This is a genomic window from Deltaproteobacteria bacterium (genome assembly GCA_019309545.1).
In the GTDB taxonomy this organism is placed as follows: Bacteria; Desulfobacterota; Desulfobaccia; order Desulfobaccales; family Desulfobaccaceae; genus Desulfobacca_B.
On record JAFDGA010000034.1, the window covers coordinates 1 to 15,241 of the forward strand.

15 protein-coding genes are annotated in these 15,241 nt (G+C 53.9%); 10 read left to right on the top strand and 5 right to left on the bottom strand.

The window, feature by feature from the left end; all coding sequences use genetic code 11:
* The 6 genes from JRG72_09995 to JRG72_10020 form a co-directional block, all read left to right on the top strand.
* Positions 1-1,246, top strand: a 1,246-nt coding sequence (locus JRG72_09995; protein ID MBW2135536.1) for a 4Fe-4S binding protein, incomplete at its 5' end; no start/stop codon positions are given.
* A gap of 67 nt (positions 1,247-1,313) precedes the next feature.
* Complete coding sequence (locus JRG72_10000; GenBank protein ID MBW2135537.1) at positions 1,314-1,772, top strand: NUDIX hydrolase; 459 nt, start codon at positions 1,314-1,316, stop codon at positions 1,770-1,772.
* A gap of 21 nt (positions 1,773-1,793) precedes the next feature.
* On the top strand, positions 1,794-2,603 hold the full coding sequence (locus tag JRG72_10005; GenBank protein ID MBW2135538.1) for an ABC transporter ATP-binding protein: 810 nt from the start codon (positions 1,794-1,796) through the stop codon (positions 2,601-2,603).
* 432 nt (positions 2,604-3,035) lie between these two features.
* Complete coding sequence (locus JRG72_10010; protein MBW2135539.1) at positions 3,036-4,637, top strand: efflux transporter outer membrane subunit; 1,602 nt, start codon at positions 3,036-3,038, stop codon at positions 4,635-4,637.
* Positions 4,638-4,676: 39 nt separating this feature from the next.
* A complete protein-coding gene (locus JRG72_10015) occupies positions 4,677-5,891 on the top strand; it encodes an efflux RND transporter periplasmic adaptor subunit (protein ID MBW2135540.1) in 1,215 nt (404 codons plus the stop codon).
* Positions 5,888-9,049: a multidrug efflux RND transporter permease subunit gene (locus JRG72_10020; protein ID MBW2135541.1), complete on the top strand. Its 3,162-nt coding sequence runs from the start codon at positions 5,888-5,890 to the stop codon at positions 9,047-9,049. Before JRG72_10015 ends, JRG72_10020 begins: the two co-directional genes overlap by 4 nt.
* A gap of 15 nt (positions 9,050-9,064) precedes the next feature.
* Here JRG72_10020 and JRG72_10025 read toward each other — a convergent pair whose 3' ends face one another.
* Together JRG72_10025 and JRG72_10030 are read right to left on the bottom strand one after the other, a co-directional pair.
* The gene (locus tag JRG72_10025; GenBank protein MBW2135542.1) at positions 9,065-9,799 is read right to left on the bottom strand and encodes an ABC transporter ATP-binding protein; all 735 of its coding nucleotides are present in this window, start codon (positions 9,797-9,799) and stop codon (positions 9,065-9,067) included.
* A gap of 196 nt (positions 9,800-9,995) precedes the next feature.
* On the bottom strand, positions 9,996-10,226 hold the full coding sequence (locus JRG72_10030; protein MBW2135543.1) for a hypothetical protein: 231 nt from the start codon (positions 10,224-10,226) through the stop codon (positions 9,996-9,998).
* A gap of 407 nt (positions 10,227-10,633) precedes the next feature.
* Between JRG72_10030 and JRG72_10035 the strand changes: the two genes are divergently transcribed.
* The 3 genes from JRG72_10035 to JRG72_10045 all read left to right on the top strand — a co-directional run bounded on the left by JRG72_10035 (position 10,634) and on the right by JRG72_10045 (position 13,030).
* The gene (locus JRG72_10035) at positions 10,634-10,951 is read left to right on the top strand and encodes a succinylglutamate desuccinylase (GenBank protein ID MBW2135544.1); all 318 of its coding nucleotides are present in this window, start codon (positions 10,634-10,636) and stop codon (positions 10,949-10,951) included.
* Between the two features lie 151 nt (positions 10,952-11,102).
* Positions 11,103-11,831 carry an ABC transporter ATP-binding protein gene (locus JRG72_10040; GenBank protein MBW2135545.1) on the top strand — a complete coding sequence of 243 codons (729 nt, stop codon included), beginning with the start codon at positions 11,103-11,105 and terminating at the stop codon, positions 11,829-11,831.
* Positions 11,816-13,030: a SufD family Fe-S cluster assembly protein gene (locus JRG72_10045; GenBank protein MBW2135546.1), complete on the top strand. Its 1,215-nt coding sequence runs from the start codon at positions 11,816-11,818 to the stop codon at positions 13,028-13,030. The genes JRG72_10040 and JRG72_10045 overlap by 16 nt, the downstream gene beginning before the upstream one ends.
* A 143-nt stretch (positions 13,031-13,173) precedes the next feature.
* Here JRG72_10045 and JRG72_10050 read toward each other — a convergent pair whose 3' ends face one another.
* Positions 13,174-13,458 carry a GYD domain-containing protein gene (locus JRG72_10050; protein MBW2135547.1) on the bottom strand — a complete coding sequence of 95 codons (285 nt, stop codon included), beginning with the start codon at positions 13,456-13,458 and terminating at the stop codon, positions 13,174-13,176.
* A 329-nt stretch (positions 13,459-13,787) separates the two neighbouring features.
* Here JRG72_10050 and JRG72_10055 point away from each other — a divergent pair, with 329 nt between their 5' ends.
* Positions 13,788-14,393 carry an MEDS domain-containing protein gene (locus tag JRG72_10055; protein MBW2135548.1) on the top strand — a complete coding sequence of 202 codons (606 nt, stop codon included), beginning with the start codon at positions 13,788-13,790 and terminating at the stop codon, positions 14,391-14,393.
* A gap of 47 nt (positions 14,394-14,440) precedes the next feature.
* Here JRG72_10055 and JRG72_10060 read toward each other — a convergent pair whose 3' ends face one another.
* Both JRG72_10060 and JRG72_10065 read right to left on the bottom strand, forming a co-directional pair.
* Entirely contained in the window at positions 14,441-14,674 is a 234-nt protein-coding gene (locus tag JRG72_10060) for a hypothetical protein (GenBank protein MBW2135549.1), read from the bottom strand.
* Between the two features lie 87 nt (positions 14,675-14,761).
* A partial coding sequence (locus JRG72_10065; protein MBW2135550.1) for a hypothetical protein occupies positions 14,762-15,241 on the bottom strand: 480 nt, incomplete at its 5' end.

Below are 15,241 nucleotides of genomic sequence, written 5' to 3' on the forward strand. Positions count from 1 at the left end.
CCATTTGCTGTTTAAGGATCGCCTGGATCAGGGCGTTGCCCAGCGGTGGCGCCGGGTGAAATATTACCTGTTACTGCTGCTGCTGGCCGGAGCCTTGTTCTCCGTTAATCTGGCTGGATTATTTGATCCTCTCTGCCTGCTCTATCGCAGCTTAGCCCTGGTCTTTTATCCTGCCTTTGGTTACGGGGTGGAAAGCGTGGCCTTACAGACCTATCGCTGGGGCCAACCCCTCACCTATGTGACGGAACCGCTTTATGGCTTCTTGAAAGCGACCGTATTGCCCTTTCAGCCTCTGGTTTACCTGCTGCCCTTTTTGACCCTGGGGCTCTTTGTCCTGGTGGTTGTCCTGGAAGCCCTGGACCGGCGGTTCTGGTGTCGGGCCTTATGCCCGTTGGGGGCGCTTTATGGTCTGGTGGCTCGATTTGCCTGGCTGCGCCGCCAGCCGGTAAATATCTGCCCCGACTGCGGCGATTGTCAAGAACTGTGCAAGATGGGGGCCGTCGGTAACGATTCCACACCCAGACATCAACCCGCCGAATGTCAGTTATGTCTTACCTGTCTGGCCCGTTGTCCCCAAAATCGGGTCAGTTTTGTCTGGGGCAGCAAAGCCACCAAACCCGCCATTGATTTGGGCCGCCGCCAGGTAGTCCTGGCCTTGGCCGCAGGGGTGGCGATGGTACCGGTGGTCCGTTTGGGGTCGGTGGCCCGCCGCCCGGAGGAATACCTCATCCGGCCGCCGGGAGCTGGTTCGGAAGCCGAATTTCTGGCCCGCTGCGTGCGCTGCGGTCAGTGTATGAAAGTCTGCCCCACCAATGGTCTTCAGCCTACTCTGTGGGAGGCGGGGCTGGATGGCCTTTACACTCCCCGGTTGGTGCCGCGCCTGGGATATTGTGAATATTCCTGTAATCTATGCAGCCAGGTCTGTCCGACCGGTGCCATTCCGGCCTTGCCCCTGGAAGTCAAAAAATTGAGTCCCTTGGGCACCGCCTTCATTGATCACTCTCGCTGTATCGTCTATACCGAAGGCCGCGACTGTCTGGTCTGTGAAGAACACTGTCCGGTAGCTCCCAAGGCCATAATCTTTCATGACGGGCAGATACGAGACATCGACGGTCAGCTCCACACCGTGAAACTGCCGTTAGTGGTGACTGATCGTTGTATCGGCTGCGGCATCTGTGAAAACAAGTGTCCGGTCGGTGGAGCCGCCGCTATCCGGGTCAAACGTTCTTTGAGAGTAGAAATTTGACAAACTTACAGTTATGAGTTATCGGTGGTCAGCAGTCAGTAATCAGTAAAAATAAAAAACCAAATCCATGAAACGCCATTATCCTGATCAACCCATTATCGGCGTCGGGGCGGTTATTTTTAAAGAGGATAGGGTGCTGGTGGTCCGCCGCGGCCAGGAACCGGGGCAAGGGTCCTGGAGCCTGCCGGGCGGTGCCGTGGAAGTGGGAGAATCTCTGGAAGCGGCTCTGATCCGAGAGCTGATGGAGGAAACCTCCTTGACCGTCGAGGTGCTGGGGATTACCGCGGTCCTGGAGCGCATCTATCGGGATGGCCAAGGGCGGGTTCCTTATCATTATGTGCTGATCGATTATGTCTGCCAATACCGGCAAGGCCCCCTGCGGACCGGCTCCGATATTACTGATGCCCGGTTTGTGCTCTTCTCTGAACTGGCGGATTATCAACTAGCCGATTATACCGCCACGGTCATCCGGCGGGCCTGGGAACAGTACCAGCAGGGCAGCTATCTCCCCCAAATTTCCTCATAAGGATTAGTTATGGGAACATCCATGGCCCTGCTGCAGATCCGTGATCTAAGCATGCGCTTCGGCGGCCTGACGGCCTTGGAAAATTTCCGGCTCAGTTTGCCAGAGGGAACTTTGCACGGCCTTATCGGACCCAATGGAGCCGGCAAAACTACGGTCTTTAATCTGATCAGCGGTTTTCTGCGGCCAACCTCCGGCCAGATTTTTTTCCGGGGCGCGGACATCACCCACTTGCCCCCGCAACGCCTGGCCCACCGAGGTATTGGCCGTACCTTCCAAAATATCCGGCTGTTTGGGGATTTGAGTGTCCTTGAAAATATTTTGGTGGCCTGCCACTGGCGCACCCGGGCCAGCTTCTGGGAAGCGATCGGCCGGCTGCCCCGCTTTATTCGTGAAGAAAGCCAGGACTTGAAACGCAGCCTGGACCTGCTGGAGGAGGTGGGCCTGCCGGATCAGGCCCAGGAGAAAGCCGGGCAACTGCCCTACGGACACCAGCGCCGCCTGGAAATTGCCCGGGCCCTGGCTACCGGGGCCCAATTGCTGCTGTTGGATGAACCAGCCGCCGGACTCAACCCCCAGGAAACCATCGAGTTAATGGAATTTTTACAAAATCTCCGAAAGCGCTATCAGCTCACCATCTTGTTGATCGAACACAATATAAAATTTGTCATGGGGATCTGCGAACGGTTGACCGTTCTGGATCATGGCCTCATCATTGCCGAGGGCACCCCTCTCGAGGTCCAGGATAATCCCCGGGTCCGGCAAGCCTACCTGGGGTCTGAGTTAGAAAACTGCGCGGTTCCCAACACGCCGAATAAAGCTGATCAGAAATAACTTAAGATTAGCTGGTAAAGTTTGCCGGATAAATCTATCAAATGGCAAAAGGCCTGAGTACCCGGCCTTTTTTTCTGCGCCTGCAAGTAAATCAGAGCATTATTATCTATCCTGATAGTAATCGACATCCATAGTTATTAGTTTTTTGCTTTTCATTTGCGGTAAAGTCAACTATGATACTGGTTCATTAAAGGAAGGCTGGGGGGCAGGGGAATAGCCTGGCTGCCTCGAATATCACAATTCTGTAAGCTCTGCTTTTTCCACGAGGCGGCTGATTTGGCTGTTAAGGAGGATCATTGCAGGCGGACGAATTGAGGGAGAGGTCCGTCGCTCTCCCCCGGACAACCTTGTCAAAGACTTACGATGAGCAGTTCAGATCTATCTTGACACGATAAATTTTCCATCGTCACCAGTGAATAAGGACAAAAAACCATGGCTCTGTGCAACCAGATTAAGCTAAGCCCCAAAATTTTTAATGGTAATCGGCCAGGCCATCCGGGCCGGGGCAGATTTTTTGGGCTGGCCCTACTCTTAGTCCTCGCTTACGGTTGCACCAAAGTGGGGCCGGACTATGTGCGGCCTCCGGTCAAGGTGTTGGATAACTGGCTGGAAGTGGATGATAAGCGGGTGAAAACGGATTTTGCAGAGTACCGGGACTGGTGGCAGGTTTTCAATGATCCGGTTCTCAACCAGCTCATCGATTTAGCCTATCAGGAGAACCTGAACCTGCGCCTCGCCGGGGTGCGGGTGCTGGAGGCCCGGGCTCAACTCGGGGTCGCGGTAGGCGAGTTGTTTCCCCAGACTCAACAAGCCTTCGGCTCGGTGGAAAAGATTAGAGAAAGTGGGCGCTCGCCACAGGCGGTGCCGGGCAGTGAATTAGGCTATGCCCAGTCCCAGATCGGGTTGGGAGCCAGTTGGGAAATCGACTTCTGGGGCAAATTCCGCCGGGCCATTGAGTCCGCCGATGCCAGCCTGGCGGCTACCATTGCCAATTATGATAGTACCCTGGTGAGTCTCACCGCCGAAGTGGCGACTTTTTATATCTTAAGCCGGACTCTGGAAAAACGGCTGAGCATTGCTCGCCGCAATGTCGAGCTCCAGAAAGAAAGTTTGCAGATCGCTGAGGCCCGGTTCCAGGGCGGCACCACCTCTCAGCGAGACGTGGAGCAGGCCAAGACGGTGCTGGCCAGCACCCAGGCCACTATCCCCACCCTCGACACGCAACTGCGTCAGGCCCGACATGCCCTCAGCATTTTGCTGGGCCGGCCACCGGGTCAACTGGCCGACTTGCTGGCCGGTAAGTCGGAGATTCCCGCGCCCCCGCCCCAAGTGGTGGTCGGCATCCCCGCGGACCTGCTGCGTCGGCGGCCGGATATTCGCCGTGCTGAATTGCAAGCCGCATCACAGTGTGCCAGAATCGGCATTGCCAAAGCCGATCTCTACCCGGCTTTTTCCTTGACCGGCTCCTTCGGTTTCCAGGCCAGTGATGTGAGAAGCTTTTCTTTGGGGGATATGTTCGAATGGCGCAGCCGCACCGGCTCTATCGGCCCCTCCTTTTTATGGAATATTCTTAACTATGGCCGCCTCACCAACCGGGTACGGATCCAGGATGCTCGGTTTCAGGAGCGGCTCATCGCTTATCAGAATACCGTTCTGAAGGCGCAACAAGAGGTGGAGGACGCCCTGATCGCCTTTCTAAGGGCGCAAGAACGGGCTGAGTTTCTGGCGGAAAGCGCGGCCGCGGCCATACGTTCTTTAGATCTGGCGGTTCTGCAATATCGGGAGGGGATCACCGATTTCACCACCGTCCTGACCGCCCAACAAGCCCTGCTTCAACAGCAAGACAATCTGGCCAGGACAATGGGCCACATCTCCAGCAATCTGGTCGGAGTCTATCGGGCCCTGGGCGGTGGTTGGCAGCTTCGTCAGGGACGGGATTTTGTCCCGACCGCGACCAAAGAAGTTATGGCGAAACGTACTAACTGGGGAAGATTGTTAACCCCGGTAGACTATGTGCCCTCCCCGCCAGATTAATGTCTGGTTCATTCTTATCCGAACTTGGAGTTTGGAATCATGGTTTCTTGTAAACCAGAATCATTTGGGGTGTTAAGGCGTCTTGGGTGGGCAATAATCCAGATTCTGATCGTAGTAACCATGGGGTGTGGCGAAAGCAATACCTATGCGCCGCCGCCCCCTCCTCAGGTTACGGTAGCCCTACCCAAGCAACAGGTGGTTACCGATTACCTGGAATTTACCGGCAATACCCTGGCGTTTAATACCGTAGAACTCCGGGCACGGGTGGAGGGCTACCTGGAAAAGGTGCTCTTCCAGGACGGCGAACACGTAAAAAAGGGGCAATTGTTGTTCCTTATTCAACAGGATACTTACGAAGCCAAACTTCGGCAGGCGGAAGCCGAAGTGCTGGCTAATCAGGCCCGTCTCGACCATGCCCGCACTGAGTTTGCCCGGTTCCTGAGGCTGGTGGAACAGAAGGCGGCGGCGCAAACCGATGTCGATCGCTGGCGGTATGAGCGGGATGCGGCCCAGGCCGCACTCCTGGCTGCCAAGGCCCAACGGGACCTGGCCAAACTCGATCTGAGCTATACCCGGGTCACCGCGCCCTTTGACGGGCGGATCGATCGCCGTCTCAAAGACCCCGGCAATCTGGTCGGCGCTGGCCAGGAAACGGTGCTGGCGGAGATCAATCAGATTGACCCGATATATGCTTATTTCAATATCAATGAGATAGACTTACTGCGTCTTAGGGACGAGTCTCCCAAGGAAGGTGAATCCAATCAGGATAAAAAATACCCGGTTTATTTAGGACTGGCTGACGAACAGGGTTTTCCCCATCAGGGTTACCTAGATTTCGCCGCGATCAGCCTTAGTCCAACCACCGGCACCTTGCTGTTGCGTGGGGTCTTCCCCAATCCGGACGGAAAAATTCTATCCGGCTTATTCGCCCGGCTGCGGATCCCGGTGAGAAAAGAAAGGTCGGCCCTCCTGGTGCCGGAGGTGGCCATTGGTTACGACCAACAGGGATCCTATGTCCTACTAGTTGATGACCAAAATGTAGTGGTCCGCTGTCAGGTCCAGCTCGGCGCTAAAGTTGACGACTGGCGCGTTATTGAAGAAGGGTTAACGGGGGACGAGCGTGTCATTATCAACGGGCTGTTGCGGGCCATTCCTGGCAAACCAGTGACCCCGGTCCAAGAAGGACAAGAAGGCTCAGAACAAAAGGGCGAAATGACTTCTAACCAGGCCAAGCCGAAAAAAGCAGTCCCATGATCTCCCGCTTTTTCATCGAACGGCCCATCTTTGCCAACGTGATTGCCATCATCATCATCCTTCTCGGTCTGGTCTGCCTGTTCACATTGCCGGTGGCGCAGTATCCAGAAATCGTTCCGCCAACCATCCAGATAACCACTAATTATCCGGGGGCCAGCGCCGAGATCGTGGCCAATACGGTAGGAATTCCCATTGAACAGGCGGTTAACGGGGTGGAAAAATCCATTTACCTGTCTTCAACCAGCTCCAGTACCGGAAATTACACCTTAACCGTCACGTTTGAGGTGGGCACTGATCTCAATGCCTCACTGGCCCTGGTGCAGAATATGGTAAACAGCGCCTTGCCCCAACTTCCAGAAACCGTCCAATCCCAGGGAATTACTATCAAGAAAGTCTCTCCCAATATTCTGCTGGTGATCAGTCTCTACTCGGAGGACGATCGCTACGATGAGACTTTCCTGTCTAATTATGGCGTGATCAACCTGCAATATCCGCTGGCCCGGCTGCCAGGCGTCGGTCAGATCAACGTTGTTGGTGCCGGGCCTTATAGTATGCGGGTCTGGCTGGATCCCAACAAGCTCCAGGATTACTCTCTGACTACCCTGGATGTGGTAAACGCCATCCAGCAGCAAAACGTCCAAGTGGCAGCCGGACAACTCGGGGGACCACCGGTGCCCCCGGACCAAGCCTGCCAATTCACCATTAATGCCTTGGGCCGACTCTCGGACGTGGAGCAGTTCGAAAATATCATCGTCAAAAGCGTGCGGGGCGAAACCGCGGAAATTGTTCGGGTGCGGGATGTTGCCCGGGTCGAGCTGAGCCAACAGTATTATAGCAATTTTGCTGGGGTAAGCGGTCACCATGCCTCACAAATCCTGGTTTATGCCTTGCCCGGCGCCAATTCTATCAATGTCGCCAACCAGGTGCGGCAGGCCATGACCGAAATGAGCCGGACCTTCCCGGAAGGTTTAAGATACGAGATTATTTACGACACCACCAAATTCGTCGATGAGGCCATTCACGCCGTTTACACCACCTTACTTGAAGCTGGCATCCTGGTGCTTATTGTCATCATGGTATTTTTACAAAACTGGCGGGCGATGCTGGTCCCGGCCACCACGGTGCCGGTGACCATCATCGGGGCTTTTGCAGCCATGGCCTTGCTCGGTTTCACGGTCAACCTGATGACTCTGTTTGCCCTGATTTTAGCCATTGGCATTGTGGTCGACGATGCCATCGTCATCGTGGAAAACTCTTCCTACTATATTGAGAGGGGACTTCCGCCGAAAGAGGCGACTATTAAGGCCATGGGGGAGATAACCGGGCCGGTTCTGGGCATAACCCTGGTGCTCACCGCAGTATTCTTGCCCGCCGCCTTTCTGCCCGGCATCACCGGGCAGTTGTTCCGGCAATTCGCCCTGGTCATTGCCTCCACCGCCATCATCAGTGCCATCAATGCCCTCACCCTCAAACCGGCCCAATGCGCACTGTATCTGCGCCCCTATCAGGAGAGACGACTCAACCTGTTTTATCGTGGATTTAATAAAGTCTATGATTTAATTGAGCACACTTATGTCAGCCTGGTCAGTCGCATGGTGCACCAGAGCGGCCTGATGATGATATTGTTTTTTGTGATTATCGCCGTTGCCGGGTGGCGGTTCGCATCAATGGCCACCGGCTTTCTGCCTACCGAAGACCAGGGATATGCGATCGTAGTGGCCCGATTACCCGATGCCGCGGCTCAGCCCCGGGTGCGCCGGGTTTCGGAGAAAGTCAATGCTATTATCAAGGAGGTCCCAGGAATCGCCGGTTGGGTGACCATTGGCGGCTTTTCCATCCTCGATGGGACTAATGTGCCTAATATCTTCACTTCCTTTGTGACTTATGAGGATTGGAGCACACGGGGCAGCCAATTGAGCCAGGACCGGATCATCGCTAATCTGAGGCATAAGTTTGCCACCATTGAGGAAGCGGAGATCGCGGTCTTGGTGCCGCCGCCGATCCATGGCTTAGGACAGTCCGGCGGTTTCCAGATGATGATCGAAGACCGCCAAAGTCAAGGGTTGGCCGAGTTGCAGAAGGCGGTTACGGAAGTTTTGCGGGCGAGCCGGGGCCAGTCCGGCCTGTACGGCCTGGCCACCACCTTTAGCGCCCGTAGCCCGCAACTCTTTCTGGACATTGACCGGACCAAGGCAGAATCGCTGAATATCCCGCTCAGTAACGTATTCAATACTCTGCAAGCCTACCTGGGGTCTGCCTATGTAAATCTTTTCAACAAATTCAACCAGGTCTTCCAGGTCTATGTTCAGGCTGACGCCCCCTTTCGGAAGAGGCCGGAGGATATTAAAAACCTCTACGTCCGCAACGCTCAAGGTGAAATGGTTCCCCTGGGAACCCTCCTGGAAGTTAAGCGGACCCTCGGCCCTGAGTTGGTCACGCGCTACAATCTCTACCCCGCGGCAGCAGTATTCGGGGCCGCGGCCCCGGGCTTTAGCTCCGGCCAAGCCCTCAATCTGATGGAGCAGGTGGCTGCCAATAATCTGCCTCAGGGCCTGGCCTTCGACTGGACCGCCACCGCTTATCAGGAAAAACTAGTGGGGCACCAGGCCTATTTTATTTACCTGTTGTCCATTACCCTGGTATTCCTGGTGTTGGCCGCCCTCTATGAAAGCTGGACCAGTCCGGCGGCGGTTATCCTGGTGGTGCCCATGGCCTTGGTGGGGGTGCTGCTGGCCCTCATCATCCGGGGCTTCGATAACAATCTCTACACTCAGGTGGGCTTGGTGTTGATGATTGCCTTGGCCAGCAAGAACGCCATCCTGATCGTGGAATTCGCCCGTGAACTGCAGGCTGAGGGGATGACCAGTCGCGAGGCCGCGGTCGAGGCCACCCGTCGCCGTTTCCGCCCTATCGTCATGACCTCTTTCGCTTTTATCTTGGGGGTGGTGCCGCTGTTAATCGCCCGAGGAGCGGGTGCGGCCAGCCAGCAGGCCATCGGCACCGTCGTCTTCGGCGGCATGCTGGCCTCAACCCTGGTGGCCATCCCCTTTGTGCCGGTATTCTATGTGGTTATGGATAGCCTGAGCCAACGCTTCCATAAGACCGCCGCGACTGCAGCTCCTGAGGCCGACAAAGGAATAACGGAGACGGACGATTGATATTGATTCCAGTTGCTAATGGCCCGGGTAGGCCTGCCGGACCACCGGGTCGCGGGCCAGTTCCTGACTTGAGCCTGCCAGGATGATTTGCCCGGTTTCCAGAACATAGCCCCGGTGTGCAATGGTCAGAGCCATATTAGCATTTTGCTCTACTAACAGAACAGTAGTGCCCTGGCGATTAACTTCGCTGATGATCTTGAAGACTTCTCTGACCAACAAGGGGGCCAATCCCATCGAGGACTTATCTAACAGCAATAGGCGGGACCGGCGCATTAAGGCGCGGCCGACGGCCGGCATCTGTTGTTCCCCTCCGGACAGGGTGTTGCCCAATTGATGACCGCGTTCGGCCAACCGTGGAAATAAATTCAGTACGTGCTCCAAATCGGGGCTGATCTGATCATCGCGGCGTCCGTAAGTGGCCAGCCGCAGATTTTCCAAAACCGTCAGGTTGCCAAAAATCCCGCGTCCCTCTGGAACGTGGACAATACCCTGTTGGGCGATGTGATGCGCTGCATGAGTCTTTAAAGGGCGGCTGGTGAAAGCAATTGACCCTCGGGAGATCGGAATTAATCCTGAAATGGCCCGCAAGATGGTCGATTTGCCGGCGCCGTTGGGTCCGATCAGGCCTACCAGTTCCCCGGTCTCGACGGTCAGGGAAAAATCGGTGAGGGCTTTCAATCCGCCAAAATTATGTGATAACTCAAGGACTTCTAATAACGGCACCTGACTCCTCAGCCGGTTTAAAGACATTCGCCTCCCGCAGTCCCATAATCCCGGTAGGGCGAAAGGTCATCAATAACAGCAGCATCAATTTCGCAAATGCGCGCCGCCGGAATAGCATTGCCGGAGGCATTGGGCCCGATGGTGGCCAGCACCTCGTTCTGACTGATCGGCTTCTGGGCTACGGCGGCGGCTGAATCGGCTTGATCTTCATTGTCTTCAATGATTAAGCGGACGGTAATTTTTTATCCCCGACCTGGAGGCCACCGGCCTGATTTATCTGAGTAACCAGTAGGTTAGCAGCTTTTTTTGCAGGAATCTCCCGTACCGGTTTGCTGCCAGTAAGTTCGGCATTTACTCCCAGGCGAATTTCCTGATCAGTCTGGGGCCCGCAAGCGCCCATAGTCAAGGCCGTCAGGAAGATCGGCAACCATAGCCTTAGACTGCTTCTAAGCATGCCTTAATCCTTCTAGAGCATTTGATATCTTTGGAAGGTCAGCCTATTTTTTTTATACTTCAAGATATTTCAAGCCATAAGCGGTTTGGGGGCTGGCCGGAATGACCGGTCGGGGCCGGAGTAGTAGCTCCAGGGTCAATAGTGCCCGCAATGTAGCAGGAAGAAATCACTCCGTAAACCGGAAAGAGATCCCATTTCTGAAGAGAGGACCTTACCAATAAACCTTTCCAATCAAAAATCAGATCCAGAGGTGAAGCGGCATGCAACTCAAATAAATTGTTGACTTTAAATATAAGGGTGTATATAGTACCCTCACCTCAGGTGATTGGTAGGGTTTTATTAAATTTGCATTTATTTTGTTTAGTGGCTGAGGCAATAATTTTAACCAGGAAAAAGGAGGAAAGGGAATGCGGTCGAAACTTTTAATGGGACTAGTCCTGGCAGTGGTGGTTGGTTTGGTGGCCTCCCCGGCATTGGCTGACAAGTTGCTGTGTGTCTCCAAAAAATCACTTAAAGGCGAAATGAGCGTCTCCCAGTGCCTGGCTAAAGGTGAGCGTTTTGCTATTGTTGACGATAGTGGCATCGTTCATATTCTTACTCCGGAAGAAGTGGAACTGACCAAGGCCTTTAACCCTAAGGTCTTTGAAACCCGGGCATTTGGTATTCAATATCAAAAATTAGCGCCCAAAGTTTCACCCTTGGCTGTGCCTAAAGAAGCTAATTAATAATAGCAAGGTGAAGTTAACCTGGCTTACTCCAGATGAGTAAGCCGAATTTCTCCATCAAGCCCTCAAGGTCTTGGCTTTGAGGGCTTATTAATCATACCGCAGGCGGTTAATGGCGAAAGCGATTGCTATTGCTGCCCCAGGAGAAGCCGTGCTTCAGATTGAAGATTTATGGGTAACCATTGCAAACAAAGAGGTCCTGAAGGGTATCAACCTTGACATCCGGACAGGTGAAACTCATACCCTGTTCGGGAAAAACGGTTCCGGCAAGTCCACCCTGCTGATGACCCTGATGGGCTTTGCCCGTTATCAAGTGGCCCAGGGGCGAATCTTGTTTAAGGGGCAGGATATTACTTACCTGCCTACCCATGAGCGGGCCCGCCTGGGTCTCGGTCTGGCCTTCCAACGGCCCCCAACCATCCGCGGGGTCAAGACCCGGGATATTTTGCAGGTCTGTGGAGCTGGGGGCCAGTCGGCCGAGGCGCTGGCCTTCGACTATGACTTTGAAGACTTTTTAGACCGGGAAATTAATTATGGTTTCTCGGGAGGGGAGATCAAAAAATCAGAATTATTACAACTGGTGGCCCAAGATCCCGCACTAGTATTATTGGATGAGCCGGAGTCCGGAGTCGATCTAGAAAATTTGCAGATGGTGGGGGAGATCATTCGCCGATTGCTGCAAAAGGATCGCCGCCGGATGGACCGGGTAAAATCCGGACTGATCATTACTCACACCGGGTTTATCTTGAATTATCTCAACGCGGACAAGGGCCATGTGATGTGTGACGGTCAGATTGCCTGTCATGGCATTCCGCGGGAGATCTTGGAGCATATTAAGGAGCAGGGATACGAGGAGTGCGTAAGATGCCTGACGACCTGAGAGCAGCAGCTGTGAAAAGCCGGGATAAAAAGGCGGCCGCAGGGCTGGATGTTGACCTGGCCCAATTTTCTCGTCAGGGCACAGATTGGGCGTATGATGACCAATATCAGAATTTTGATGAGGCCGAGAAGGCCCACTTACTTAAGGTTGGAATAGAGCTAACCGACGAGGAACATGCCGCCACTTTTTTCCAGGCTGACCGGTCCGTTATGCATTGTAAGGTCAGCCAACCCGGCCTCGAAGTGCTGCCCATCAAAGAAGCCCTGGAACGCCATGACTGGCTGCAGGATTACTACTGGCGTCTGGTGTCTCCTGATTCGGACAAATACACTGCCCAAACCGCCCTGGATTTAGACAACGGCTATTTTATCCGGGCCTTGCCCGGTGCCAAGATCGTCCATCCGGTGGAAACCTGCCTCTATATCCGCACCGAGGGTCTGGCCCAGCATGTCCATAACATCGTCATTGCCGAACCCGGCTCCGAACTCAATGTCATCACCGGTTGTACCACCCACCCCGGGGTCAGGGCCGGCCTACATTTGGGCATTTCCGAATTTTACGTTAAGGCCGGGGCCCGGGTCAACTTTACCATGGTCCATAACTGGGCTGCGGACATCCATGTCCGGCCCCGTTCGGCGATTTTAGTCGAAGAGAACGGCACCTTTATTTCTAATTATATTCTGCTTAAGCCAGTAAAATCGGTGCAGATGGATCCTTTGGTCCGCCTCATCGGTCCAGGGGCGGTTGCCACCATGCAATCCATTGTCGTGGCCCATCCCGATACTGAACTGGATCTGGGCGGTCGGGTCATTCTGGAAGCCCCCCATACCCGGGCCGAGGTCATTGCCCGGTCAGTAACTACCGGGGGTAAGTCTATCTCCCGGGGGCACTTAATTGGCAAAGTCCCTGAGGTCAAGGCCCATCTGGAGTGTCAGGGGCTAATCCTCTCGGAAACCGGCATCATTCATGCCATCCCAGAACTGACCGGGGAGGTGGCCGGAGTGGAAATGTCGCACGAAGCCGCGGTGGGCAAGATTGCCCAGGAAGAGATTGAATACCTCATGGCGCGCGGTCTGGATGAAGACGAGGCCGCCTCCACCATTGTCCGGGGGTTTTTGAGTATCAAGATCGAGGGTTTGCCGATGGCTCTGGAAGAGGAGATCGAGCGCACCATCAGGGAAGCCCGGAAAGGTCTCTAAGCCGCATCTGTCGGCCCCACCAAAGTAAAGACTTTGCTAATTTCGACCTAACAGGAGCCTTTGCCGCCGCCCTTATGGCTAAGGTGGCGGCTTAGTGGACGCACGTCTGAAAACCCCGGTCCCTGATCAGTCCTTGAGAGGGGCTAAACCTCGGCCATTAACTTATCAAACTCTTCTACGCTTACCGCCGGGGAAGTGGTAAAGGAAATGCCGGTTAGTTTACCCAGGCCCACCGAAACCTTCATGGCCTGTTCGACGCCCGGCAAATCTACAATTAGGACCAGATCGGTTTCTCCGAGCAGGGCGTACATGGCCTTTACTCCGCCCCCAAATTTCTTAATAAGATTGATAGCCTGGTCAGTCCGGGCACTGCTGATCTGCTTTACGGCCTCTCCGGAGTACTTACCAAACATTAAAAAAGTAGCCATCGTGGTCCCTCCTTTTCTGCTGGTTGTGAAGCAATTATATCAGAATGTCCTATTTCCACCAAGAAAAGAACCGGCTTTTGACTCGCCGGGCCTGCGGCAGATTCCTCGGATCATTTAACGGGTTAATTTGGGGGGTCGGGGGACCAACAACTCCCTGCCACCTCCCCAAGAATAGTTTTTCTCTGACACCAATTCATTTATTTTATAAAAAGTAATAATAAATTTTATTGTCAGTCTAGCTTGTCAAACATAATTTAGTGATTAAATTTAAGAGAAAATTTCATCAAAGTGATTGGCAGGGCGGACTCCCCAATTATTAGGAGAGCGAAATGGACTATCGGGGCAACCTAGAGGTTTTTACTGAGCATCAGCTCAGCGGGCATCTGTGTTTTGCCTATGAAAGTCTGCATGAGCACATTGAGGTGTTGACGCCGTTTTTGCTCCAGGGGTTGAAGCGTCGGGCCAAGGTAATATATATTGTGGATAACCACCCAGCGCGGGAGATCCTGTCCTATTTCTGGCGCATAGGAGTGAATCCCGACTTATATCTGGCCAGCGGTCAGTTAGTAATCCTGAACCGTTATGAGACTTATATTCAGCAGGAGAGCTTCAGTCCCGACCAGATGCTGGCTTTTGTCCAGTTGGAAATCGACCGGGCTGTGAGGGAGGGATATAGCGGTTTGGTGGCCACCGGAGAAATGACCTGGGCGTTGCGCGGTTATCCCGGCTCCGAACGTCTGGTTGAGTACGAAATGAGGCTCAACGAGTTTATTTTAAAAAATAATAATTCCTTATGCTTGTGTCAGTATAATCGCCATCATTTTGACTCGCGGCTAATTGACGAGATAATGGCCCTTCATCCGCTGATCATTCTGGGCAATAAGATTTTCGACAACCCCTATTATCTGCCTCCCAAGCTATACCAGGCAAATTAACTGGCTAACTCAAATCCACACCAATAGCTATCGGGAAAGGCTGGTCTCTACCGATCATCATTGATATTCGAGGTTTGATCTTGCAGACAGGGAGGCACCGCCTCCTGAAGCTTATCAGGCCAGTTATAACAACAGTAGTAATAAAACGGTGCGTCGCAAAAACAGACCGTTGATTCCTCCCACTGCAGATAAATGCAACCCAAGCAGCAGGGCGGCAGTTCGTCGATACAGGAAAAAGGAATGCCGTGTTGACCGGAGCGAAAATCTTCTAAATTGATCATAACTAATGCTAACTCCTGGAATTTAGCGAAAACCCGATTCTCCTTCCAGGTGGATAGGAAAACTTGAGTTTTCCAGAATGATACTGGTTAACGGTTTAGTTCGCTTCGGGAACCGCCGACGTTTTTGAAGACCGCTTGAAAGTCGCGGTACAGGGTCTTATTGTGACGGATCCGGTGGCATTTCTTCAGGTACGTGTGGCGGTCAGGATTTTCAGCCAACAGATCAAGCCCCTCCCACCCCTGGGGGCGGGGATAAGCATAATAAGGAAAAGCCTTGGGCACGCCCCGCACATAGACCACCTGGGGCACCACCCACTCCTGCCGGGCCAGATAGACCCGGTGCATGCCGTCGTTGATAATCAGCGCTACGGTGCCGTCCGCCTCAAAGGATTCCTCGATCACCGGCGGATAGAGATCGTAAGAGACCAATCTCCCCTCCGGCTCTCTGACCGTATAGGTCACAAAGCCATCCAAGCGAAACATATCTAGGCCGTTATCCTTGAGACTCCAGTGTAGTTCCTGAACCTTGCGCAGCTCTTGCAGCCACAGATAGTTCTGCGGCGGCGC